Origin of the sequence: Flavobacterium nitrogenifigens (assembly GCF_003254565.1) — a bacterium.
GTDB lineage: Bacteria > Bacteroidota > Bacteroidia > Flavobacteriales > Flavobacteriaceae > Flavobacterium > Flavobacterium nitrogenifigens.
In genome coordinates this window covers 203,960-229,111 of record NZ_QJRI01000177.1, presented here as the reverse complement: position 1 = coordinate 229,111, position 25,152 = coordinate 203,960, and the positions used below count along the sequence as shown (strand labels likewise).

The following is a 25,152-nucleotide window of genomic DNA, read 5'->3' as shown; positions in this document are numbered from 1 at the left end:
GCGTAAACCTTCGCGCACTTTGCGGTTAAATTTTGTAGCCACTCCCGATAGCTATCGGGATATAAAGATTAAAAATGATTTTATTTTAGCCACGAATTACACGAATTAGCACGAATTTTTAAATTTCAAAATCTTAACATATTGCTTTGTTCTCTTAGCATCCTTTTATAAAATTAAAACTTTGCGAACTTTGCGTATCCCGATAGCTATCGGGATTGCGTTCTTTGCGGTTAAAGAAAAAAATCTGCTAAATCTGCCAAATCTGCGAGAAACAAAAACACACACAAACCAGAGAAAAAAACTATGAAAATGAAATGTCTCATTATCGACGATGAACCTATAGCAAGAAACGGAATAGCAGATTTTGTTTCTAAAATTGATTTCCTTGAAACTATTGGTACTTGTGCTTCTGCTCTAGAAGCGACTTCGTTTCTTCAGGAAAAGCAAATTGATTTGATGTTTCTGGATATCAATATGCCTTATCTTACGGGATTGGAGTTTCTGGAATCATTAGAAAATCCGCCATTGGTGATTTTTACAACCGCTTATTCAGAACATGCTTTAGACGGATACCGTCTTCAAGTTGTAGATTATTTGTTAAAGCCGATTACTTTTCAGCGATTTTATCAGGCTTCGTTAAAGGCAAAGCAATGGCATCAAATGCTGAGTTCGCCAAAACAAAATCAATTGGATCCTTTTTTATATGTGCGTCAGGAAGAAGGATTTCAGAAAATTTCTTGGATAGATATTTTATATATCGAAGGAATGCAAAATTATGCTAAACTTCATTTTAAAGATAAAGTACTGATTATTCATCAGACGATGATTTCATTAGAAGAAACACTTCCCAAAGAAATTTTCTTTCGAATCCATAAATCATTTCTCGTAAATGTTACGCATATAGATTCTATTTCTGGCGGACGTTTATTTATAAAAGGACAAGAACTACCTATTTCAAGAACACGCCGTGAGGAATTATTGAAAGGGGTAGTCTATAAAAACTTATTAAGCAGATAGTTCTAGAATTTCCATTTCAGCGCTATTGCTCCATAAAACGTAGTGGTGAATCTTGGATCGGCAATATCTTTTTCCTTGAAAATTTCTTTAATTTTTCGGTTAGTTGTCGAAAAACTTCGCACGAGAGTAGTTCCGCCAGTTGGTTCTAAAATCCAATGTTTTCCAAATTTCACCTGAGGTCTTAAGCCTGCAATTATCTGCTGATATCCTAGTAATGTAGATTTATTTCCAATTTTGGTTTCAGCTGTCATTCCGCTTAATTCGGCTACTGCTTTTAAGTCAAAAGTGTCAGACATTCGATAGCCAATTTCTACACCTTCCGGAAAAGCTACTTTAAAATGTAAAGCTCCAGTAGATTCCCAGTTAAAATAAATTCCAGGAAGAACCATCGGCACACCAAAGCTATTAGTCAGAACTGGACCTGCACCCAAAGCCAGTTTAGGATTAAATTGTTTGATAAAAAGAATCCCACCTTGAAGCAGGACATCGTCTTTATTAATTTCGACCATATCGGTATAAACGCCTACAGAAGCCATTATTAACAACGACCACGAAGAAGAAATGGAACGCAAATGTTTGACTCCAACTTGCGTATTGAGCAATTCATCTGGAAATCCGCCTTGAAATGCTATTGGAAGATCTTGAATATTGTAATTCCTGTTTTCCATTTTGGCATAACTGCCACTAAAAAATACAGACCAGAGTTTTGGATGATCATATTTATCCATTTTTAAAGATAACGGCACTTCAAAAGCAATCTGGGCTCTTTTAAAATTGCTTTCGGCATTTGTTTTTGTGCTGTCCATTGGTCGTACATATTTAGAAAAAGGGACATAATCGACCTTGAATTCACCTGAAATTCCCGATTGTGAGCGCGCAGCAAGAGTAGCCAATAAAAAAAGAAAAAGTTGCGAGAGATAAAAAATTGTTTTGTTCATGATTTGATTAATTTTTCTGCGAATTACCGCGTTCTAAATCAATCCCAAAAAATCATTTGACTACCGGCACTCTTCTTTTGACCAATGGTAAATAAAAAACCCGACAGACTCCTCAGACTATCGGGTTTTTACCAAAAACAAAATAATAAATTAAACCTATTTTTTAGAGTTGAAAACCATAAGCAACACGCAATGCTACCTGATTGGTTCTGAAATCATGATAATCTTCGTAACGAACACTTAAATCGATGTACTTGTTGGCATAACCAATTCCTGGCGCCCATAAAAAGGTAGTTTTATCGTAACCATTTGTTACCGCAAAACCAGCACCTAGTTCTCCTAAAACATAAAATTGATCTTTTAAGACAAAAGCTTTAAAACCTGCTTTGGCCGGAATAAATCCAAGATCTTTTATGTCATTTCCAAGATCGTCTTTTCCCATAAATAAATTTGTAAATCCTGTAGTTAAGGTCAAAGATGTTTTTTTGGAAAGATCATACTGTAAACGAACATCTCCCCCAAGAGACCAGTCGTAATCATTGTCGGTTGGCAATCCCCCATTTAAGCCAAAACCTAATCTAAAACCTTGATCGTAATTTGTTGCTTCTGTCTCTTGAGCAAATGTGGTGTTGGCGAATAAAAATGTGAAAGCAGCTAGGCATAACATCTGTAATTTTTTCATGGCTTATATTTTTGAAATTTCTATGATGTAAAATTATATGCAAGCCATTTGGAGTTTGTTATACAATTTTTAAAAATCGTTACATAATATTTAGTTCGTCTTATTTTTGTCTTAAAATTGGGATATATTTTTATAGATAGGATAGAATTCGAAGCTTCTGACTATCTTTGCGCACAAAATAGAATAGAAGTGAATTTAAAGCAGTACACTAAAGAGTTTTCGTATAATTTAAGACTGGCATATCCTGTTATTTTAGGAATGGTCGGACATACCTTGATTGGTATTGTCGATAATATAATGGTTGGTAAAATAGGAAGTACAGAACTGGCGGCGGTTTCGCTTGGAAATAGTATGATTTTTATTGCCATGTCTTTAGGAATCGGCTTTTCTACAGCCATTACGCCAATCGTTGCCGAAGGTGATGCTGAGAAAAATGACACTAAAATTCGCTCTGCTTTTCATCATGGATTATTTCTTTGTACCATTTTAGGAGTGGTGCTTTTTACGGTAATTATGTTTGCCAAACCAATAATGGAATTGCTGAAACAGCCAGCAGATGTCATTGTATTAGCAAAACCCTATTTAGGCTGGGTGGCTTTTTCTCTAATTCCGTTGGTAATGTACCAGGGCTATAAACAGTTTGCAGACGGAATGTCATTGACCAAATATTCTATGTATGCCATGGTAATGGCCAATGTGCTTCACGTAGGTATAAACTATGTTTTAATTTACGGAATTTGGATTTTTCCAAAAATGGGAATTATCGGAGCAGCTTTAGGAACGGTGATTTCAAGAATATTTTTGGTAATGTTCATGCATATTATGCTTTCGCGAAGAGATGATTTAAAACGCTTTTTCAAAGGATTTAGTTTTAATGAAATAAAAAAGGCAACAATAGAAAAGATTATCAGCATCGGATTTCCTTCTGCGATGCAAATGCTTTTTGAAGTGGTTCTGTTTACGGCTTCAATCTGGCTTTGCGGAAATATCGGGAAAACAAGTCAGGCGGCAAATCAGATTGCTTTGAGTTTAGCGTCGATGACTTTTATGTTTGCCATGGGATTAAGCGTAACTTCGATGGTTCGTGTCAGCAATCAAAGAGGTTTAATGGATTATAAAAAGCTAATTGTTGTGGCGCGTTCTATCTTTTTGCTTGCCATAATTTTAGAAACCATTTTTGCGATTTTCTTTATCGTTTTCCACGACTATCTGCCATATATTTTCTTGAATATGGAAAATACAGGACAAATTTTAGATAATGAAGAAGTGATAGGAATTGCTTCAAAACTGCTTTTAATTGCAGCAATTTTCCAGATTTCTGACGGAATCCAAGTTGTGGTTTTAGGTGCATTGCGTGGATTGCAAGATGTTAAAATTCCTATGTACATTACTTTTGTGGCCTATTGGGTTATTGGTTTTCCGATTTCGTATTATTTAGGAGAACACACCGAATTGAAAGCACAAGGAGTTTGGATCGGACTTTTGGCAGGTTTAACCGCAGCGGCAATTTGTTTATACATTCGTTTTCATTACTTAACAAAGAGATTAGTTAAGAATTCAGACACAGAATAATTAAATTTGAATAAAAAATAAACCGAAGATTATATAAAACCAGGAGAAATCCTTTTAATCTTTTATCCCGATAGCTATCGGGAGTGGCTAAAAAATAACCATTAAAAAAATAAATAGATATGGAATTACCTAAATTTTTACTTGGAGATAACACCGATTTTCCAGACGATATTTTTATCATTCACCTAGATTACCCAAGATTTATTATCAATTTGAAAGATGATGAGGTTGAGTTTCTAGAAGAACCAGAAGATCTTGATGAAGCTGAATTAAACGCCGAAATGGAAAGTTTAATTGAAAAAGCTAATGAGTTTTATGACAGAGAAATCAACCGTTACGAAGAGTAATTTGTTTTTCTAATCTCACGTTCTTATACTATTTTTAATGAAAAATTTACGTTTCTTAAAACCTATTTTCAGTTTTATATTGATCGGGTTATTGATTACCACTTTAAGCCGAATCTTTTTATTTTTTCTTTTTAAAGAAAGAGTAGTGCAGACGCCAGATTTCTGGTATATTTTTCCAATCGGATTACGAATGGATTTAATTTTACTATGTTATTTATCATTTTTGCCAGCAGTTCTAATTACTTTCCTGCCAAGTAAATGGATAAAATTCACCAATAAATTTCTGGTAATTTATAGTTTTCTATTTCTGTTTTTAATTCTTTTTGTAGAATTAGCTTCTCCAGATTTTGTAAAACAATACGATACACGTCCGAATAAGATTTTCTTAGACTATCTTATTTATCCAAAAGAAGTGGTTGGAATGCTTTTAAAAAGTTATTTGACTTCAATCATTGTGACTTTTCTAATTTTGGGAGTTGTAATTTATTTTGCTTTCAAAAAAGGAAAACAATTATTTTATACTACAAGTACAGAATATAAATTCAAATTAATGGTATTCCCATTAGTGGCTTTTTTATTGTTTTTCGGAGCACGTTCAAGTCTTACTTCAAAACGTCCAATTAATGCTAGTAATGCTGTTTTCTCAACAGATCAGCTTACAAATACTTTAGGGTTAAATTCATTTTATACCGTTGCTTTTGCTGCGTATTCAATCAAAAATGAAGGAAATACCAAAATGTATGGTAAAATGGATGAGGCCGAAGCTATTGCTCGTGTAAAAAAATACATGATCGCTGGTCCAAGTGATTTTACCGATAAGGATATTCCGTTTTTACATGTGCAGCAACCAGATTCTGTTATGAAAAAGCCATACAATTTGGTGATATTTCTACAAGAAAGTTTAGGTGCAGAATATGTTGGAATTTTAGGAGGAAAACCATTAACACCAGAATTTGATAAATTGTCTAAAGGAGGATTGTTGTTTACCAATTTATATTGCACAGGAACTAGAAGCGTCCGCGGAATTGAAGCAGTTGTAACTGGATTTTTGCCTTCGCCATCAGAAAGTGTAGTGAAGCTTGGAAATTCACAACAAGGATTTTTTACATTAGCAGATGCGTTAAAACAGAAAGGTTACGATACAAGTTTCATTTATGGCGGAATGGCGAATTTTGATAATATGGCTTCGTTTTTCAACGGAAATGGTTTTACAGACATCGTGGATCAATCCGATTTTGAATCAGACGGAAATAAATATGCTTTCAAAGGAACTTGGGGATATTCTGATGAAGATTTAGTTACTAAAGCCAATCAATATTTCAAATCAAAAGGAGATAAGCCATTCTTCTCTTTAATGTTCTCAACTTCAAATCATGAGCCTTTTGAATATCCAGCAGGAAGAATTAAGCCTTATGATAAAAAGCCTAATACAGTAAATAATGCCATGAAATATGCTGATTTTTCTATTGGGAAATTCTTTGAAATGGCTAAAAAAGAACCTTATTTTAAAAACACGATTTTTATTGTAATTGCTGATCACAATACCAGAACGTACGGTAAAAATTTAGTTCCAATTAATAAATTCCATATTCCAGCATTTATCATGGGACCTGGAGTTCCAAAAGGAGCTGTTTATGACAGATTGGCAAGTCAGATTGATATTCCGCCGACATTGTTAAGCTACTTAGGAATTCCTTTTGAAACGCCTATGGTAGGTAGAAATTTAAGCAAATTGGATACAAAAGTACAAGGAAGATCTATTATGCAGTTTAATGATATCAACGCATTTAGAGTCGAAAATCAGGTTGTAATCATGCAGCCAAATTTGAAACCGTTGCAATTTGAAATCAAAAATGATACAACGTTAGTTCCTGTAAAGCTGAACGAAGATTTAGCTAAAGATGCTTTAGCGCACGTGATTACAGCTGGGAATTTGTATAAAGAAAATAAATATAAGCTTAGGCCTAAGAAATAAAGATGCTAAGGTACTAAGTTGCTAAGCTTCTAAGTTTTGTCACATTGAGCGAAGTCGAAATGTTATCGACTCTGCTTGAACTGACAAGAAACCTTTGTAACTTAGAAGCTTAGTGTCTTAGAATCTTTTTTCAAAATATAATTTTAATAAACTAGAAGCAGCTGCAAAAGATGAAATCTCATTGTTTTGCACTGCTTTTTTGTTTTCTTCTAAAAGCGAAATGATTTCAGGCTGATTATAGAAGTTTTGTTTCAATTGTTCGTTGATGGTTTCCATCATCCAGAAATGATTTTGCTCATTTCTTTTTTCTTGGAAAAATCCCGTTTCTTTAGTCATTTCAAAATAATCAGAAATAGTATTCCAAACTTCCGCAATGCCATCTTTTGTAAGCGAACTGCAAGTAGTTACTTTAGGTTGCCAGTTTGATTTTTTTGGAGGAAATAAATGCAAAGCGCGATTAAACTCCAATTTCGCCTGATTTGCTTTTTTTATATTATCTCCGTCGGCTTTGTTAATGACAATGGCATCTGCCATTTCCATAATACCGCGTTTAATGCCTTGAAGTTCGTCGCCAGCGCCAGAAATCTTTAAAAGCAAAAAGAAATCGACCATGCTGTGAACAGCGGTTTCACTTTGGCCAACACCAACTGTTTCGATTATAATAGTATCAAAACCTGCCGCTTCACAAAGAATAATAGTTTCTCGAGTTTTTCGAGCCACACCGCCTAACGTTTCTCCAGAAGCACTTGGACGAATAAAAGCGTTTTCATCTTTGACCAATTCTTCCATTCGGGTTTTGTCACCGAGAATACTTCCATGCGAAAGCGAACTGCTTGGATCGACTGCCAAAACTGCTACTTTTTTTCCTAATTGTGTCAGATGTTTTCCAAAAGCTTCAATAAAAGTGCTTTTTCCAACGCCGGGAACACCTGTAATTCCAATACGAACTGATTTATTAGCATGAGCTAAACAGCCTTGAATCACTTCGCCAGCTTTATCAAAATGGTCTGGATTGGTGCTTTCAATTAAAGTAATGGCACGGCTAAGAGAAGTTCTGTTTCCTTCTAAAATACCATCAATTAATTCTTGAGAAGTTGGTTGTTGTCTGCGTTTGCTTTTAATTTGATTGATAGCCGAAATATTGGTGATTTCAGGAGATGAAATTCCAGCTTTTTCAGATATACTACCAGTTTGTTTATTAGAATTTGACAAAACGCACTTTTTAGAAATGTAAAAGTACAGAAAACAAAAACAGTTTCAAAAAGTTAGTTCATCACTAATTTACATGAATTTGTTATTCTCAAAAGGAGTAAAAAAAGTTAGCCACGAATTCACGAATTTTCTTTTTAAAATCTTTGAGATTATTTTTTCGAATTAATTCGAATAATATTAGGTAAAGATTTTAAAAAGAAAATTCGTGAATTCGTGGCTGAAAAAAAATTAATAACCCGCTGTAAATCTAACTTGATGATGTTTTGGAGTTTCCACTTCATCAGCAATTACAACCGCTAAATCTTCTACAGACAAAATACTTCTCTGTTCGTCATTGAAAACAGGATTTTCTAAGCCTAAACGGTATTTTCCAGTTCTTCCTGTTTTAGTTCCAGCGTGCATTTCGAAAGCAGGACTAAAGAAAGCCCAGTCTAAATCTTTTTCTTCTTTAATAATATTTAAATAATGTCTTGCTGCATTAGCTCCAGGGAAGATCTCTTTTGGAAAATCTGGAGTATCAACCGCTTGTAAATCTGGCGCAACATATAAACTTCCAGCTCCACCAATTGTGATGAAACGTTTAACGCCTGATTTTTTAACCGCTTCCTGAATAGCTTTTGAACCTGCTAAAAAGTCATCGTAAATATTAGGATTAGTCCATCCTGGGTTGTAAGCATTGACAACAGCATCGTGACCTTTTAAGATTTCTGCCAAAGCATCAACATTAAAAATATCTGCAGCAACCCAAGTTGCGTTTGCTGTGTCTTTTGGAGTCCTTGCAATAGCAGTAATTTCATGTTTTCTGTCTGCTAATTCATTTAAAATTGCTGAGCCAACAAATCCTGTAGCTCCGATAAGTGCGATTTTCATAATATATAAATTTATTTAGTAATAAAAAATGTTACAGTTTAGGTTAAAAAAATAGTTTTAAAACTGATTCGAAAAATCTTCCAATGAAATTCCTTCCAGCTGTCTGCTGACGTTTTGATTCATTTCGCTATATAAAACTTCCAAATGCTGATTGATGTTTTTCCCAACAGGGCAATCAGGATTCGGCTGATTTTTTGCAAAACCTAAACCAATAGTTTCAAAGGTCATTTCGAATATTTGTTTTAAAGTCAGATCAGCAGCGTTTACTGCCAATTTTGTACCGCCATTTTTTCCTTCTTTACTTTCTACGATATGGTGTGCTTTTAGATTGGCAATTTCTTTTCGAACCAAAACAGGATTTAGATTAATACTTCCCGCAATAAACTCCGATGACAAATAATCATTTGGGAATTTATGGAGCAAAGTAAGAATGTGAATCGTTATGGCAAATTTACCTGAAATCATACTGTAATAAAATATGTTACAAATTTACATCTTTTTGTAATGCAAAAAACAATTTTAACTTAAAGTTAATTAAAGTAATTAGAAACATAAAATAAAAGTAAAGGAAAATGCACATCATTAATTATGAGTGACGTACAATTTCCTTATTGACTATTTTGATTTTTGATTGATTCCTAGTGAAGAAAAATACACCCATGCTATAAAAAGAAGTTGCATTGGTATTCTGATCCATAAATACGATAAGCCTTTACCAGTATAGTCGGCAGTTTGTAAATTGATATTATGGCTTGCGGCATAAATGTTAGCGGGTAGGAGTAAGATAAAGAATAAAATCAGCAGTTTTCCTGTAAGGATTTTAGTTTTCGGCAGCAGCAATCCAATTGCGGTAATTAATTCTATGATTCCTGTAGCAAACACAATAGCATTTGCCCAAGGCAAAAAAGAGATCATCATCGCCATTCCTTTAGCAAAAACAAAATGCCCAACAGCAGTAAATGTCAGCATAGCCGCCATGGCTACTCTTCCAGCAAATGCTAATTCAAGCCGTTTAGTGGTAAGCCAAATAATAAGCAGTGTGGCGATAAAAACTCCAAAAAGCACGATTAAGGTTTCCATATCTTTTTTTATTGTACAAAGTTGCACAGTAAAGAAGCCTAAAACAATGAACCTGGGTTAATAAATGCGTTTTCTGATTCGGCTTAAAGCTTGCGGAGTAATGCCAATGTAAGAGGCAAGGTATTTTTGCGGAATTTTTTGTATTAAGTGAGGCTGCTCGGTGAATAAGTTAAGATAGCGCTGTTCTGCAGAATCGTTTAGCAAAGAGAGCTCTCTCTTTGATTTTTTAATAAATAAATCTTCGCTTGCTAATCGGCCAATAGTATTGCCAACTTTAGTTTCGGCATAAATGTCCTGAAGATCATTATATGAAACGCGCCAAAGTATGGTGTCAGAAAGTGCTTCGATAGTGTAGTTTACTGGTAATCTGGTAATAAATGAATCATATCCGCTTGTAAATTCGCCATCAAATACAAAAGTAAACGTTAAGTCTTTATTCTCAGAAGGAACATAATATCTAAGAATTCCTTTTTCTATAAAGGAAAGATAATTTTCTATTTGGCCAGTTTGAAGTATAGCAGTTTTCTTCGAAAATTCCTGACGAATGAGTTTAGAAGAAAAGATGTTCCAGTCTTCATCAGAAAGTTTGGTCATTAGTTCAAGATTATCCCTTATTTGCTGCATAGATTTTTCGAATTACATATTAAAAGTAACAAAAAACTCAAAGAGAGGAGATAATTTGTTCAATTCATCAATTTATAATTTCCTATTTTTGTCTTGACGCCATGATATGAACAACTTTATACTAATATTTCTCTTTCTTTCGCTGGGTTTAGTTCTTCAGCATGTAAAACAGTTTCCTACTCATATCTATAAGACGCTCAATAAAATTGTTATTTATTTCTGTCTTCCTGCGATTACTTTATATCATATTCCCAAAATAAAATGGAGTAGTGAATTGCTATTTCCAATAGGAGCAGGGTGGATTACCTATATTCTGGCTTTTATTTTTTTTCATTTTTTGGGAAGAAGAAATGGCTGGTCTAATAAATTGATTGGCTGTTTGATTTTGACGGCAGGATTAAGCAATAGTTCTTTTCTGGGTTATCCGATTATTGAAGCTCTGTTTGGAAAGAAAGGTTTAGAAACGGCTGTTTTAGTAGATCAGCCTGGAACTTTTGTGGTGGTTTCTACACTTGGCGTTTTTACTGCGGCCTTTTATTCAAAGGGAAGTCCAAACGCAATAGGAATTTTCAAAAAAATCATTACGTTTCCGCCATTTTTGATGTTTGTTTTAGCATGCTTGATGAATATTTTCGATTATAATTTAAATGAAAATATCCAATCTGTATTACTGAAAATAGGAAGTTTAGTAACACCTTTAGCTTTGCTTTCTGTTGGTTTGCAATTGACTTTTGATAGAAAGAGCCAGCATTGGAAATTTTTACGACTTGGACTTTTCTTTAAACTGCTTTTAATTCCTTTTGTAATTTTTGCGCTGTATGTTTTTATTTTCAATCAGCATTCTGAAGTTATAAAAATTACGATTATGGAAACTGCTATGTCGCCCATGATTACAGGCGCAATTCTTGCTTCAACTTATGGATTAAAACCAAAACTAAGCAGTATGATGATCGGTTTCGGAATCCCGATTTCCTTTGTCACGCTTGCGATTTGGTACTTTGTGGTAAGTTTTATTTAATCTATTACTTATTTTTTAATCTCGCAAAGACGCCAAGTCGCTAAGTCTTTTCTTTTTAAGTTTTTCTTTTTTTTAATTTTTTATAAAACTTTGCGTCTTTGCGACTTTGCGAGCAATTTTTACTATGAAAAAGAGGCTTATAAAATAATTCAGTAAACATTGCAAAATCTATGTTTCTATGTGCTAAAATCAGATTAAAACACTAACTAGATAGAGAATGTAGAATTTTAACTTTTTTTTACCTTTTGAATGTTTTCTAAATGCATTTTTTAGTTAATTTTAGATGAACTAAAAAAATGAAATTATGTCAACATTAAGATTAGGTGATATAGCTCCGGACTTTCACGCAGAAACCACTCAGGGATCAGTTAATTTTCACGAATGGCTAGGAGATTCGTGGGGTGTTTTATTTTCACATCCAGCAGATTTTACTCCTGTTTGTACAACTGAATTGGGAACTGTGGCGAACTATGTGCCAGAATTCAAAAAAAGAAATACTAAAGTTATTGCTCTGAGTGTAGATGGTTTAGACTCGCACAAAGAGTGGATTAAAGATATCAACGAGACTCAAAATACAGAAGTAAATTTCCCAATCATTGCAGATGAGGATAAAAAAGTAGCTAATTTATATGATATGCTTCATCCAAATGCAAGTGATAAATTTACAGTTCGTTCTGTTTTTGTTATCGGACCAGATAAAAAAATCAAATTAACGCTGACTTATCCAGCTTCAACAGGAAGAAATTTTGATGAATTGCTTCGTGTAATCGACAGTTTACAATTGACAGCAAACTATAGCGTTGCAACACCAGCAAACTGGAAAGATGGAGAAGATGTGGTAATCGCACCAGCAATTCCAGATAGCGATATTCCAGCAAAATTCCCAAAAGGACATACACCAATAAAACCTTATTTGAGATTGACTCCGCAGCCGAATAAATAGTTTTTTTGAGGTTCTAAGATACTAAGGTGCTAAGGTTCTAAGTTTTTGCTTGGAATTTTAGCATTTTTTATTTTTCCAAACGTAATAAAAAACACAAAGCGTTGAGATTTTCAGTTTATGAAAATTTCAACGCCTTCTATAGAAAGCTTAGAATCTTAGCACCTTACTTAGCTGCCAACAAAGCATTCATTTTTTTCTTATCTCCAACAACCCATAGAATGTCATTTTTCTCTAAGATTAAACTAGATTCTGGATTTAGAATACGGTTTCCATTTCGTTCAATTCCTACCACCATTCCGTCTGTTTTGGCTCTGAATTGTCCAATGCTTTTTTGGACGAACTCGTCTTGAGAAACTTCAAGCTGGCGTAAAACAATATCGGTTTCTTCTACTTTTGTAGGTGGTTCGGTTTCGTTTTGAGTTAAGAATTTTGTGAATTCTGTAATTTGTGCATCAGTTCCAATTACGCAAATTTCGTCGCCTGGGAATAAACGTTCTGTTTTGGTCGGAATCGGAATGGTAACTTCACCTCGTTTAATATAGGCGATATTAATTCCGAGCTGTTCACGAATTCGGAGTTCTTGTAAAGTTTGTCCAACCAGATTAGATTCCTTTTTAATTTCGAAGAAAGACATGTGTCCGTCCCACGGCATTAAATTGGCATATCTTCTGTCGATCTTTTTGTTTTCACGATCATTAAGGTTTTTCAAAAAGTGATTTTCAATTTTATGGTATTGCTCATTTAGTTTTTTAGGGAAAATTTGATAAGCTCCAATTGCAATGATAAGTGCTACGAAAGCCACTAAAGGAGAGAAGAAAATATTCAATAAAAACCCGACAAAGAATAAACCAAGACTCATTCTTATCAAAATCAGCATTAAAAGTGCACCACGATATTTACGCTCTTCCCAAAGGGCTTCAACTTCATCAACTTTTACACGACGAAGCGAAAGCGCCCATAAAAATGGTGCAATTACAACTAGCGTAAGCAAAGCAGCTAAAGTATTTCCGAATCTTGTGTCGGCAACCAAGGGCGCTACAAATTTAGAAGACAATAATATAATGGCCGTAATAATAATAGTATGAAGAATAATTTGTGTAATCGAAGAACGAAGTACAATTTGCCAAGTGCTGACAGACTTAATGGCTTGCGCATTCACACTATAACGGTTAATGTTTTTAACCCATCTTTTTGGCATTTTTGCTTCTAAAAATAGCGCAAATCCTTCCGAATATTTAATTAAGAACGGAGTTGTAAATGTGGTAATTGCAGATACAGCCACAATAATTGGGTATAAGAAATCGCTTGTAACTTTTAATGACATTCCGAGAGTGGCAATAATAAAAGAAAACTCTCCAATTTGCGCCAAACTCATTCCAGTTTGAACCGATTGTTTTAATGGCTGACCAGAAATTAATGCTCCGATAGAAGAACTGAAGGCTTTTCCGAAGATGGTCAATAAAGTAATTATAGCCACCGGGAGTGCATAGTTTATCAAAGTAACCGGATTGATTAACATCCCGACAGATACGAAGAAAACGGCACCAAAAAAATCTTTTACAGGCTGAATTAAATGTTCAATTTTTTCTGCCATCGTAGTTTCAGCAATAATAGATCCCATAATGAAAGCACCTAACGCTGGAGAGAAACCTACATTTGAAGCAAAAATTACCATCATTAAACATAAGGCTAATGAGATAATCAGCAGCATTTCGTCTGTTAAGAGATGTTTTGCTTTTTTGAAAATAGTTGGAATGATAAAAATCCCTCCTAAAAACCAGATAATTAAAAAGAAAATAAGTTTTAAAACAGATTGCAGTAATGCGGTTCCAGAAACCTGATCGCTCACGGCAATAGTTGACAGTAAAACAAGCATTAAGATAGCGACAATATCTTCAACGATTAAAGCTCCGAAGACAATTCCAACGAACTTTTTTCCTTTTACACCGAGTTCGTCAAACGCTCTGATGATAATGGTTGTGGAGGAAATAGAAAGTGTTGCGCCCAAGAAAATGCTGTCCATTTTTCCCCAACCCATCCATTGTCCGACTGCGTAACCAATTACGGTCATAAACAGAATCTGGGTTATGGCGGTAACAGACGAAGTCCCTCCAACCTTCATTAGTTTCTTAAAGCTGAATTCGAGTCCTAAACTAAAAAGCAAAAATATAACCCCAATTTCGGCCCAAACTTCAACACTTTTCATGTCGGTTATAGAGGGAAAAAAATCAAAATGGTTTCCAGCTAGAAATCCTGCAATCAGGTAACCTAAAACCAAAGGCTGTTTTAATCTTTTAAATAATAGAACGGCAATTCCGGCAGTCATCAGGATTAATCCTAAATCACTAATTAAAGGTTGTAAGTGGTGTGTGGTTTCTGCAGCGGCATTTAATGCAATCATATAAAAAAGTGGTATTTTTTTAGCGGCTGATCCAGCTTTTTATTTCAAATGAAATTCATTAACTCCAATTATAATAAAAGGAGTGTAATCTGGATTTGCCTCTGGATTTAATAAAAAAAAGCTATCTCGATAAAGATAGCTTTTTTTGGTAAAATATTTGGTATTTTTCTTAGATTCCTGTGTAATTACTAGGAGTTATAGCTAATAATTCGGCTCTAACGGCATCTGAAACTTCTAAAGTTGCAATGAAATTATGAATGGCATTTTTGTCGATTGCTTCATTAGTTCTTGTTAAGCCTTTTAAAGCTTCGTACGGATTTGGATAAGCTTCACGACGCAAAATAGTCTGAATAGCTTCAGCAACTACTGCCCAGTTTTTCTCTAAATCTTCAGCAAATTTACTTTCGTTTAAAAGTAATTTATTTAAACCTTTCAAAGTCGCTTCAAAAGCAATAACCGTATGTCCAAACGGAACACCAACATTACGTAAAACAGTACTGTCAGTTAAATCACGCTGTAATCTTGAAACTGGTAATTTTGCCGCTAAATGTTCAAAAATAGCATTTGCAATTCCTAGGTTTCCTTCAGAATTTTCAAAATCAATTGGGTTTACTTTGTGCGGCATTGCAGAAGAACCAATTTCTCCAGCTTTGATTTTTTGTTTGAAGTAATCCATTGAAACATACGTCCAGATATCACGATCTAAATCGATGATAATGGTATTGATTCTTTTCAAGGCATCAAAGAAAGCAGCAAAATGATCGTAATGCTCAATTTGAGTTGTTGGGAAAGAATGTTTTAAACCAAGATCTGTTTCAACAAATTTATTTCCGAATTGTTTCCAGTCAATTTGCGGATATGCTACGTGGTGCGCATTGAAATTTCCAGTCGCTCCTCCAAATTTAGCAGCAAACGGAATATTGAATAATAAACGCATCTGCTCTTCTAAACGCTCTACGAAAACCAAGATTTCTTTTCCTAAACGAGTAGGAGAAGCAGGCTGTCCGTGCGTGCGAGCTAACATTGGAATATCTTTCCACTCAACGCTTAGTTCTTTTAATTTTGCAATTACAGCAATTAAAGTTGGCATATAAACTTGCTCAAACGCTTCTTTTGTAGAAAGAGGAATGGCAGTATTGTTAATATCTTGAGACGTTAATCCGAAGTGAATGAACTCTTTGTATTGAGATAAACCTAATTTCTCAAATGCATCTTTAATAAAGTATTCAACCGCTTTTACGTCGTGATTGGTTACTTTTTCTGTTTCTTTAATCCAAAGTGCATCTTCAGTTGAGAAATTTTTGTAAATGTTTCTCAAGCTTTCAAACAAACTAGAATCAATACCTTGTAGTTGAGGCAATGGAATTTGGCATAAAGCAATGAAGTATTCCACTTCAACCAAAACGCGGTATTTTATTAAAGCTTCTTCAGAGAAGAAAGGTGCTAAATTTTGAGTTTTATTTCTATATCTTCCGTCAATTGGTGATATAGCATTCAATTCGTTTAGAGTAGTCATTGTTATGTTGTTTTTCGAAAGGTGCAAATATAAGGTATTGTTAAAACTTCTGAAAGCTATATTGATGCTTAAATTATGGTTTTGAAAATTTTATCCCAGATTGTGAAGTAAAAACCGTAATTATGAGATTCATTTTTATGATGATCATTATGAAATTTAGTCGTCGAAATCCATTTTGTGAAGTAATTGCGGTACCAGAAAGACGGAAATATGTCTTTTTTTAAATGTCCAAATATTCCATAAGATAGATTTAGAATGAGATAAATAATGATGCTTAGATAATTAAACTTTAAAATCGTAATTAAAAACAGCCATATAAAACCAAAACCTAAAGTTTCTATTGGGTGAAGGACATACAAACTGTAAACATTGGTTTCAATATGAGTGTGATGCAGTTTATGAATAGGATACATCCATTTTAAATGATGAACCAGAAAATGAAAGATGAACATGAAAAGATCCATCAAAAGAATTAATAAAAGTGTATCAAAAATGATAAGTTTAATAGAAGCTGAAAAATCTATTTTCATTATTCCATAATGGTACAATTCAAAGCCAATTAAAGTGATAAATGTGTTGCAAAGCAACGTAGAAAGCACCCATTTTTGATCTTTATGCTTTAAAAAAGTGTTTTCGGGTTCTATTATTTTTCCAACTAAAACAGATAAAACGACTAGCACCGAGTTTTCTAATAAAAAGAAAACAAAGAGCCAGAATAGATTAAATTGAGTTAGTTGCTGTAACCAGCTTTCAAAAATCATGTAGTTTTTTCTAAGTTCAATAATTTTTCTCTCAAATCGGCAACCCCTTCAGAAGCAAATTTGGCAATGGTTTCAACTTTATTGCGTAGGTTCGGAATTGAAATAGGTTTCGGATCTATATAAAAAACAGGAGTTGTGCTTGGAGTATAAGAAATTAATCCAGCGGCAGGATAAACTTGCAAAGAAGTTCCAATTACAGCAAAATAATCTGCAGTTTCGGTAATGTCAATGGCTTGTTCTAATGCCGGAACTTCTTCACCAAACCAAACAATATGTGGGCGCAATTGATATCCGTTTGCATCAAAATCTCCAGTAAGCAAATCTTCTGTCCAATCTAAAATCAGGTTTTTATTCTGAGTGCTTCGCACTTTTAGCAATTCGCCATGCAAATGTAAAACGTTTGTGCTTCCTGCGCGTTCATGAAGATCGTCAACATTTTGAGTGATAATTTGTACATCGAAGTCTTTCTCCAATTGAGCCAAAATGATATGGCCCAAATTCGGATTTACTTCTTTTAACTGTTGGCGTCTTTTATTGTAGAAATCTAGAACCAATTCCTGATTTTTATGCCAGCCTTCTGGAGTGGCAACTTCCATTACATCATGTCCTTCCCATAAACCATCGCTATCGCGAAAAGTTTTTATGCCGCTTTCGGCACTGATTCCTGCTCCTGTTAAAACAACAAGTTTCTTTTTCATTCTTAGTTTTTTAAAAGATAAAAATAGTGATTTCTTTATTCAAATGTTAAGTAAATAGTAAGGAGAGACTGCAATTTTTTGGATAAAATAATGGGGGTTTATACGCTGTGTCTCTCTTTCTGAATTGTTTAATTTTAATGTTCTGTTTGGTAAAAGCGTTTCAGTATGATTTTAATTCAATTTACAGGGCTGTCAGGTTCAGGAAAAACAACATTGGCGGAGAATGTCAGACATTTATTGCTTCAAAACAATTACGAAGCTGAAATAGTAGATGGCGATGTTTACAGGCAGACAATCTGTAAAGATTTAGGATTTTCTAAAGAAGACCGTTGCGAAAATGTACGACGCCTTTTTAACGTTGGGCGAAGCATGATTGAGGAAAATAAAATCGTTCTGATGTCGGTTATAAATCCTTATGAAAATGTTAGAAACGAATTAAGAGCTTTTGAATTTGTAAAAACAGTATTTCTAGATTGTTCTATTGCGAATTTGATTGAAAGAGATCCAAAGGGATTATACAAAAGAGCTTTGTTGCCAGATCACGATCAAAATAAAATTAGAAGTTTTACGGGGATAAGTGATGTTTTTGAAATTCCGGAAAAAGCAGATTTAGTATTAAAAACAGATTCAGAAACGGTTTCGGTTTCTGCCAATAAACTGTACAATTTTATAATTAGCAATTTAAATTTTCAAAGTTTATGAATCCTTCTTCTTGTCAGCTTCCCATTTCTTTTTCGATAGAAAAACTGCAAAACGATTTATTGACTTGCGAAACTAATTTATGGACACCGCACTTTAATACCTATCGCTATGAAGGAAAATGGACAAGTGTTTCTTTGCGATCACAATCTGGTTTAGAAACCGATATACTTTCTTTTGCTGATAAAGAATATAAAAATACGCCTTTGCTTGACAATTGTCCTTATTTTAAAGAAATAATGGATTGGTTTGAGTGCGAAAAGGAAACTGTAAGATTGTTAAGGCTCGGTCCTGATAGTGAGATTAAAGAACACGTAGATAATGATACTTCGTATGAAGATGGTTTTTTCAGGATTCATGTTCCTATTGTTACGAACTCTGAAGTTTATTTTTATGTAGATAAAAAACTAGTTCCAATGAAAATGGGAGAATGCTGGTATGCCAATTTTCAATTACCGCATAGTGTTCAGAATAAAAGTTCAGAACCTAGAATTCACTTAACGCTCGATTGCATAAGAAATGATTGGTCTGATAAATTGTTTTCTAAAATGGGTTTTGATGTGAATTTTGTGCCCAAAATGCAGTATTCAGATGAGGTAAAACAGCAGATTATTGAGGAGCTTTCAAGAAATCCATCTGAAACTAATGCTAAAATTATTGCCGAACTTCAATCACAAATGAACTCGTAAGATGGAAAATGTAAAAGATTTTATTTCAAATTGGATTCCGATTAAACTGATTGAAAAAGAAAACGAAGTTTATTTTGAATGGATTTATTTTTCGGACATTCCTTTTGCAGATCCTTTTTTTGAAGAAACAATTGCGAAATGTAAAAGTCATAACTATAATTCAAAGCCGTTTAAATTAGTAAGCACACCAGAAAATCTGATTGATTGGTCTAAAAAACTAGATTTTGTAGAATTGAAAGGATTGGTTTTTCATGTCTCAAGATGCGGATCTACTATGTTGAGTCAGTCTTTGGCAACTTCAGCAGAAAACATTATGGTTTCTGAGGCTCCTATTATTGATGATATTTTAAGAAGTAATTTTTTTGATGAAGATACCAAAACGGTTTTGCTCGAATCGGTTATTAGATTGCTTGGTCAGAAGAGATTTCCAGAACAAAAGAATCTCATTATAAAGCTGGATGCTTGGAGTATTTTTAAGGCTTCTTATCTTAGGTCGGTTTTTCCTGAAATTCCTTTCGCGTTATTATATCGAAATCCAGGAGAAGTTTTAAGATCGCATCAAAAGCAAGCGGGTATGCATATGGTGCCAAATATAATTCCGTCAAGCGTTTTTGGAATTGCTTCTAAAGAAATTCAAGAGCTGAGTTTACAGCAATATCAAGCTTTGGTTTTAGAAAAGTATTTTCAAGGTTTTCTGGATTTTTATGAAATTGACAACAATGTAATTATGCTCAATTACAATGATGGAATGAAAAATGTCATTGAACGATTTGTATCTTTTATTGATGTCGATTTTTCTGAAAACGAAATAAATCTAATGTTGGAGCGTCTTAAAAAGCATTCTAAAAATGAAAATGCTGTTTTTACGGGAGACTCTTATAAAGATGATGTTTTGTCTGTGAATTTGAGTGAAGTTAATCTGCTTCATGAAAAGCTTAATGCCAATTTCATTGAAGATTTAGCGCGTTGAAAATTTAGACGAAGACGTCTTTCTCTTTAATTTATGTATTTTTGCGCCAAACTTAAATAAAATGATTGATTTAGATTATCTCGCATTCTTAGAAAACATATTAACTGATAATAGAAAAGCTAATTTTTTAAAAGTACTAGAAAATAGAACAAAACATTTTACAGTTGCAGTAGAAGATGTTTATCAGATGCATAATACAAGCGCAGTAATGCGAAGCTGCGAAGTTTTTGGAATTCAGGAATTAAATGTAATTGAGCAGCGTTTTGGAAAAAGAATCGATAAAGAAATTGCTTTAGGTGCGCAAAAATGGGTTGACATTAATCGATTTGATTCGGTGTCAGGATGTCTTTCTGATTTGAGAAGTAAAGGATATCAAATTATTGCAACAACTCCACACGAGAAAGACTGCATGTTGGAAGATTTCGATATTACAAAACCAAGCGCCTTATTCTTCGGAACTGAAAAAGAAGGTTTGTCAAAAGAAATTATGGACAACGCCGATGGTTTCTTAAAAATACCAATGGTAGGTTTCACAGAAAGTTTAAATATTTCTGTTTCTGCCGCAATTATCATTCAAAGCTTAACGAACAGACTTAGAAGATCTGATATCGATTGGAAATTGTCTGAAGAAGAAATTTTGGTAAAACGTTTAGATTGGGCTAAAAACTCAATTCGAGATATTAAAAGAATAGAAGCTCGTTATTACCAAGATAATCCGAAATAATTTTTTAAGGTTCTAAGATGCTAAGATTCTGAGATGCTAAGTTTTTTTCTTAGAACCTTAGAATCTTAGTGCCTCAGAACCTTTTATTTACTTTTTCAGAAAAAGAACAAAACCTAAAATGCTAACAATTAGAATCGACAAAGCAGCTAAAACTGTTGCCAGATCATGAATATTTTTTCCTGCCCAATCCATAAATAAAAATTTATGAAGAATGGCAAAAGAATAGCCTTCAACTCGATCTGAATTATTGACAACTGCAGCCAATCTTGATGTTGAGGTTTCAATAAAATAAGTTGTTTTTTCTGGCGTGTCATAGGCCAATTTCACGACAGGAAGCCTTTTGTTTACAAAACCATATTCTCTGCTATCAAAATCGGTTAAAACTTTTGACTCAAGCAATTTTATATTTTCAAAAGAAGGTTGAGAATCATCTTCTGAAGTATCAATCATTTCACAACAAGAAGCTTTTGGAGCTCCGTCAGTAAAATAATAAGCTAAAAACTCAGCATATTCCAAATCCAGATTTGGTGCAACTTTATTTGTTGTTGCATTAATGTAAACCACTTCAGATTTTGAATCTTCTTTTTTATTCCATTTCGAATCTGATTTTGGTATTTTGAATCTTTTTGTTTCCTTTTCAAGCAATTGACATCTGTAATAAGTCGTGTCATTCAATGTAATTAAACTGATGTTTTGAAAACGATTCCAATCTACATTAAAATTATTGTTTGCATTAGGAATTTCTTTGGTCACAAAAGTCGGTTCGTAAACCATTTGCGATAACGTGTAAGGCGCCCATTTTGTAGTAGCATGATACGCACCGCTAAAAGCAAAAGTCAAAGTGAAAAGCGAAACCCAGATTCCAATTTGACGATGGTATTTTCTCAATCCTTTTTTTGGCGTTAAACTATCTGTTTTTTTGAATTGTTTCCAAAGCAAACCATAGATTAGAATACCGCTCAAGGCAGAAAATCCAATAACTGATAATAAAAAAATCATCGTAATAATTCGGATGCTATTGTTGCTTATGGCATCTATAAAAGACCAGTTATGAAATGTGTCGAAAAACCATATAAAAGCTTGTCTAGAAATCGGATTATAAGTTGCCAATTTACTAGATGAGGTTTCTACATATACCTGCATACCATCGGGGCGATCAAAACTTAATTTATAAACAGGCAAATAACGATTTACATATTTGTATTGTGAGGTAAATTCGGTTACAACTTCGCTGTGTTTTACAGGATTTTTTTGGTCATCTAAGAAATAACGAGACAGCCATTCAGCGTATTTTTTATCTCCGTTTTCTAGTTTTTTAGCATTTGAGGCATCATAATACCAAAGCTCGCCAAGAATAGTTTTTACTTGATAATAAGTTGAATTATTAAAAGTGACAATTCTAAAATTTTTGAATTGCGATATTTCATTTTTCAGTAAAACTTCCTGAATAGAATAATGCAATTGATTTTTATCGATAATGGCTTGTTCGATTTTGTCATGAGCAATTTCAGGTTTGAAAAAGTGCGCCATAAATGGATGCATCAAACCAGAAAATGTCCAGAAAATTACAGGAACAATTGTAATCAACCCAATAACACGATGCCATTTGTACATGTTTTGTTTGACTCTTTTGATGAATTTGGTCCCGAAAGTCTTCGGGATTTGCGAAGATTTTTTATGTGTTTCTTTACTCATAGTTAATTTTTTTTGCCACAGATTTAAAAGATTAGAAAAGATTATTTAATCTGTGTTAATCATTTTAATCTGTGGCTAAATATTATTTTTTTAATGAAAAATTATATTGAATTCCGAATACAAAAGTTCTAGGTGCTGCGGCAGTATAAGTTGGCTGAGCATTGGCAACATTGGTTCTGGTAACATTGTAAGCGTACAATTTGTCAGTAAGATTTAGCACATTTCCATAAACCTCAATTTTTTTCCATTGATAACCAATTCGGGCATTGAAAATGTTATAGCCGTCATATTTTACCGTATTGATTTGATCTTGATAATAACTGCCTACGAGTTGCCATTCGATTGAAGTTCTCAAATTTGGAAGCCAGTTCGGATAATAAGTAACTTCTGAATTTCCAGACCATTTTGGAGCTGAAGGCATTTCTTTTCCGTTTAAATCCTGAATAGGATCTGATGGTTTATCTGAAAGTTTAAAATCAATATAAGTATGTTGCGCGTATGTACCACCAAGACGAATATTGAATTGTTTTGATGGTTTGTATGAAGCACCAAACTCGATTCCTTTATGACGCGTTTCTCCTGCCGAGCGATAATCTGTAGAATTATCTGGAAGTTTGATGTTTAATAATTCATTTTTTCCTTCCATATAATAAAATGCATAATCAAAGTTTAATTTGTTTTGGAAGAAAGAAAGCCATCCGCCAATTTCATAATTATCAAAATCTGCAGGTTTTAGGTTGTAATAAAATTCAGCAGGAACACCAGATGTACCACCGGTTCCGGGTTTAGCTCTGAAAATTGAAGTAATTCCCGGAGGCGCAAAACCTTGAGAATAATTGCCATAAAACCCCGCAAATTCTACAGGATTGTAATTAGCTCCAGCTTTAAAAGTAAATTTGTCATATACTTTGCTTCCTGTAGAAAGATCAATGGCATTATCATAATTCACTTTCATATTGTCATAACGTCCGCCAACAGTAACAATTAATTTCTCAATTGGATTGAAACTAATTTGCGCATAACCCGCAGTGTTAAAAATATCGGCCGTATAATCTGAAAGTTTAGAATCAGGATGTTCGGCAATGATTTCATACGAATCTACCGTTTGTTTTCCTGGCTGTCCTGGATTCAAATTGGCTTTTAAATCAATTACATACGACCAATACGTTACAGGAGAATAATCATATAAAGCTCCAGCCGCAAGTTTGGTGCTTAAAAAATCAAACTTTTGAGTGTGCTGTCCGATTGCGCCATAGCTTTTAAAGTTGTTTGAATTTACTTCACCTTTGGCTGCTGTTGGATTTACAGTCGGACTCCATTTGATTCCGTATGATGGATTTTGACCTAATTTATTGTCACGTAAATAAGCAGTAATGTAACTGCTAGAATTGCTATTCCAGTCATGTTCTAATGTTAAACGAGTTCGTAAGGCATCTGATTTTCTATACGTGAAATCAGAAGTGCTTTTATAAGTTCTGTTGTTGAAAGCTTCCTCGTTAACAGTTCCGCTCATGTCAGAATAATATTTTCCATACATCGTACTGCTGATCAGTCGGGTAGAAGACGAGATGTTGTAATCAATTCTAGCATTCAAATTATCTTTATTGTAATCAGAATAAGTCATCCAGCCATTTTCTTGCAAACTAGAAATTCCTGCAATATGAAAACCAACTTTTCCAATTGTGGCGCCACCTGCGGCCTGAAATCTTCTGTAACCATAATTATCAGCTTGGATCCCGAATTTAAACTCAGGATCAACAGGAGGTTTTATCGAAATTAAATTAATAGTTCCGCCAACAGCTTCTGGCCCGTATAAAGAAGAAACAGGACCTTTCACAACTTCAATACTTTGCAGATTGTATTGATTTATTTCCAATAATGCATTGTGGTTGAAAATTCCCATTGGACGAATTGGCAATCCGTCTTCCAGATATAAATAATAAGCATTTGTGGTCATAGGCTGACGAATAGACATCATGTGCTGTTCGTTTCCTAGATTTACCATCAAGACTCCGGGAGTTTTATTTATGATTTCGTAAACTGCTGTAGCCTTGGTTTCATTAATAGTTTTTGCTGTCAATTTACTGATGGCAACTGGAGTTTCTTTTCTCAAAGTTGCTGTACGATTTGCCGTTACAAAAACATTTTCAAGTTCTTGCTTTGTTGTGTCTTGCTCGGTTTTGTTTTGTGCAAAGACACATTGCCCTATGATTAATAGGGTAAAGTATATTTTTTTCATTTTGAATTATATAAATTAAAGCTGTAAGCTATAGGATTTAGGCCGTAAGCAAACTACAAGTCTTAGAATTTTGACTTTTTAAAATTTATATAAAATAGGATGGAGGGTGAAAAATTGAATTTGCAATTGCAATAGGCTTTTTATCAAATGAAGCAAAAATTTTTGCTTTTGATTCGATAAGTCCCGTTAATTTGAAATTGTTTAGGATTGAAGTTTGAATGTAAACTACTTCTGCTTTTTCTTTCAGATTGTTTTGCATTCTTTTTTCGTTGTCTGCGTATTTTTTTAAGCTTTTTTGAAGTTCACAACGACCATTACAGCTATTGAAAACCATTTTGCGTTGTACACAGATTGTTTTCGAAATTTCTTCCTGATTTAATTTGAATGAGGTATAAACAAAGAAACTGCCAAAAGAAGGGACTAATAGCATGCAAGAAAGAAATATGACGATAAGTCGTTTCAAAATAGGTTTCGTTGTTTTC

Annotated in this window: 24 protein-coding genes; 10 read left to right on the top strand and 14 right to left on the bottom strand. The window is 33.8% G+C overall.

The window, feature by feature from the left end; translation table 11 throughout:
* Window positions 1–303: 303 nt before the first annotated feature.
* On the top strand, window positions 304–1,017 hold the full coding sequence (locus DM397_RS15505) for a LytR/AlgR family response regulator transcription factor (protein ID WP_111378407.1): 714 nt from the start codon (window positions 304–306) through the stop codon (window positions 1,015–1,017).
* Between the two features lie 2 nt (window positions 1,018–1,019).
* On the opposite strand, the gene DM397_RS15500 is transcribed toward DM397_RS15505, so the two are convergent.
* Both DM397_RS15500 and DM397_RS15495 read right to left on the bottom strand, forming a co-directional pair.
* Entirely contained in the window at window positions 1,020–1,955 is a 936-nt protein-coding gene (locus DM397_RS15500) for a DUF6268 family outer membrane beta-barrel protein (protein ID WP_111378406.1), read from the bottom strand.
* 163 nt (window positions 1,956–2,118) lie between these two features.
* The gene (locus DM397_RS15495; RefSeq protein WP_111378405.1) at window positions 2,119–2,637 is read right to left on the bottom strand and encodes a hypothetical protein; all 519 of its coding nucleotides are present in this window, start codon (window positions 2,635–2,637) and stop codon (window positions 2,119–2,121) included.
* Between the two features lie 189 nt (window positions 2,638–2,826).
* Between DM397_RS15495 and DM397_RS15490 the strand changes: the two genes are divergently transcribed.
* The 3 genes from DM397_RS15490 to DM397_RS15480 all read left to right on the top strand — a co-directional run bounded on the left by DM397_RS15490 (window position 2,827) and on the right by DM397_RS15480 (window position 6,531).
* Entirely contained in the window at window positions 2,827–4,209 is a 1,383-nt protein-coding gene (locus DM397_RS15490) for an MATE family efflux transporter (protein WP_111378404.1), read from the top strand.
* A gap of 119 nt (window positions 4,210–4,328) precedes the next feature.
* Window positions 4,329–4,556: a hypothetical protein gene (locus tag DM397_RS15485; protein WP_008468034.1), complete on the top strand. Its 228-nt coding sequence runs from the start codon at window positions 4,329–4,331 to the stop codon at window positions 4,554–4,556.
* A 37-nt stretch (window positions 4,557–4,593) separates the two neighbouring features.
* A complete protein-coding gene (locus DM397_RS15480; RefSeq protein ID WP_111378403.1) occupies window positions 4,594–6,531 on the top strand; it encodes an LTA synthase family protein in 1,938 nt (645 codons plus the stop codon).
* A 117-nt stretch (window positions 6,532–6,648) separates the two neighbouring features.
* Here the strand turns inward: DM397_RS15480 and meaB are convergent, their stop codons facing one another.
* The 5 genes from meaB to DM397_RS15455 all read right to left on the bottom strand — a co-directional run bounded on the left by meaB (window position 6,649) and on the right by DM397_RS15455 (window position 10,317).
* Window positions 6,649–7,743, bottom strand: a complete 1,095-nt coding sequence (meaB, locus tag DM397_RS15475) for a methylmalonyl Co-A mutase-associated GTPase MeaB (RefSeq protein ID WP_111378402.1) — start codon at window positions 7,741–7,743, stop codon at window positions 6,649–6,651.
* A 228-nt stretch (window positions 7,744–7,971) separates the two neighbouring features.
* On the bottom strand, window positions 7,972–8,613 hold the full coding sequence (locus DM397_RS15470; protein ID WP_111378401.1) for an NAD(P)-dependent oxidoreductase: 642 nt from the start codon (window positions 8,611–8,613) through the stop codon (window positions 7,972–7,974).
* A 57-nt stretch (window positions 8,614–8,670) separates the two neighbouring features.
* A complete protein-coding gene (locus DM397_RS15465) occupies window positions 8,671–9,078 on the bottom strand; it encodes an RrF2 family transcriptional regulator (RefSeq protein ID WP_111378400.1) in 408 nt (135 codons plus the stop codon).
* Window positions 9,079–9,228: 150 nt separating this feature from the next.
* Window positions 9,229–9,693 carry a DoxX family protein gene (locus DM397_RS15460; protein ID WP_111378399.1) on the bottom strand — a complete coding sequence of 155 codons (465 nt, stop codon included), beginning with the start codon at window positions 9,691–9,693 and terminating at the stop codon, window positions 9,229–9,231.
* Between the two features lie 57 nt (window positions 9,694–9,750).
* Window positions 9,751–10,317 carry a Crp/Fnr family transcriptional regulator gene (locus DM397_RS15455; RefSeq protein WP_111378398.1) on the bottom strand — a complete coding sequence of 189 codons (567 nt, stop codon included), beginning with the start codon at window positions 10,315–10,317 and terminating at the stop codon, window positions 9,751–9,753.
* A gap of 106 nt (window positions 10,318–10,423) precedes the next feature.
* On the opposite strand from DM397_RS15455, the gene DM397_RS15450 reads away from it, so the two are divergent.
* Window positions 10,424–11,335, top strand: a complete 912-nt coding sequence (locus DM397_RS15450; RefSeq protein WP_111378397.1) for an AEC family transporter — start codon at window positions 10,424–10,426, stop codon at window positions 11,333–11,335.
* Window positions 11,336–11,639: 304 nt separating this feature from the next.
* On the top strand, window positions 11,640–12,278 hold the full coding sequence (locus DM397_RS15445) for a peroxiredoxin (protein WP_111378396.1): 639 nt from the start codon (window positions 11,640–11,642) through the stop codon (window positions 12,276–12,278).
* Window positions 12,279–12,441: 163 nt separating this feature from the next.
* On the opposite strand, the gene DM397_RS15440 is transcribed toward DM397_RS15445, so the two are convergent.
* The 4 genes from DM397_RS15440 to DM397_RS15425 all read right to left on the bottom strand — a co-directional run bounded on the left by DM397_RS15440 (window position 12,442) and on the right by DM397_RS15425 (window position 17,654).
* Window positions 12,442–14,679 carry a cation:proton antiporter domain-containing protein gene (locus tag DM397_RS15440; RefSeq protein WP_111378395.1) on the bottom strand — a complete coding sequence of 746 codons (2,238 nt, stop codon included), beginning with the start codon at window positions 14,677–14,679 and terminating at the stop codon, window positions 12,442–12,444.
* A gap of 169 nt (window positions 14,680–14,848) precedes the next feature.
* The gene (purB, locus tag DM397_RS15435; protein ID WP_111378394.1) at window positions 14,849–16,195 is read right to left on the bottom strand and encodes an adenylosuccinate lyase; all 1,347 of its coding nucleotides are present in this window, start codon (window positions 16,193–16,195) and stop codon (window positions 14,849–14,851) included.
* A 68-nt stretch (window positions 16,196–16,263) separates the two neighbouring features.
* Window positions 16,264–16,956, bottom strand: coding sequence for a sterol desaturase family protein (locus DM397_RS15430; protein ID WP_111378393.1), 693 nt, complete (start codon window positions 16,954–16,956; stop codon window positions 16,264–16,266).
* Window positions 16,953–17,654: an SIR2 family NAD-dependent protein deacylase gene (locus DM397_RS15425; RefSeq protein ID WP_111378392.1), complete on the bottom strand. Its 702-nt coding sequence runs from the start codon at window positions 17,652–17,654 to the stop codon at window positions 16,953–16,955. Before DM397_RS15425 ends, DM397_RS15430 begins: the two co-directional genes overlap by 4 nt.
* A 165-nt stretch (window positions 17,655–17,819) precedes the next feature.
* Here DM397_RS15425 and cysC point away from each other — a divergent pair, with 165 nt between their 5' ends.
* From cysC to DM397_RS15405, 4 genes are all read left to right on the top strand, one after another.
* Window positions 17,820–18,356, top strand: a complete 537-nt coding sequence (gene cysC, locus DM397_RS15420) for an adenylyl-sulfate kinase (RefSeq protein ID WP_111378391.1) — start codon at window positions 17,820–17,822, stop codon at window positions 18,354–18,356.
* Complete coding sequence (locus DM397_RS15415; RefSeq protein ID WP_111378390.1) at window positions 18,353–19,042, top strand: aspartyl/asparaginyl beta-hydroxylase domain-containing protein; 690 nt, start codon at window positions 18,353–18,355, stop codon at window positions 19,040–19,042. The genes cysC and DM397_RS15415 overlap by 4 nt, the downstream gene beginning before the upstream one ends.
* Window position 19,043: 1 nt before the next feature.
* Complete coding sequence (locus DM397_RS15410) at window positions 19,044–20,012, top strand: sulfotransferase family protein (RefSeq protein WP_111378389.1); 969 nt, start codon at window positions 19,044–19,046, stop codon at window positions 20,010–20,012.
* 61 nt (window positions 20,013–20,073) lie between these two features.
* The gene (locus tag DM397_RS15405) at window positions 20,074–20,736 is read left to right on the top strand and encodes a TrmH family RNA methyltransferase (protein ID WP_111378388.1); all 663 of its coding nucleotides are present in this window, start codon (window positions 20,074–20,076) and stop codon (window positions 20,734–20,736) included.
* A gap of 87 nt (window positions 20,737–20,823) precedes the next feature.
* On the opposite strand, the gene DM397_RS15400 is transcribed toward DM397_RS15405, so the two are convergent.
* From DM397_RS15400 to DM397_RS15390, 3 genes are all read right to left on the bottom strand, one after another.
* Complete coding sequence (locus tag DM397_RS15400) at window positions 20,824–22,431, bottom strand: PepSY-associated TM helix domain-containing protein (protein ID WP_111378387.1); 1,608 nt, start codon at window positions 22,429–22,431, stop codon at window positions 20,824–20,826.
* An 82-nt stretch (window positions 22,432–22,513) separates the two neighbouring features.
* A complete protein-coding gene (locus DM397_RS15395; protein WP_111378386.1) occupies window positions 22,514–24,670 on the bottom strand; it encodes a TonB-dependent receptor in 2,157 nt (718 codons plus the stop codon).
* Window positions 24,671–24,755: 85 nt separating this feature from the next.
* A complete protein-coding gene (locus tag DM397_RS15390) occupies window positions 24,756–25,100 on the bottom strand; it encodes a hypothetical protein (RefSeq protein WP_111378385.1) in 345 nt (114 codons plus the stop codon).
* Between the last annotated feature and the right edge of the window lie 52 nt (window positions 25,101–25,152).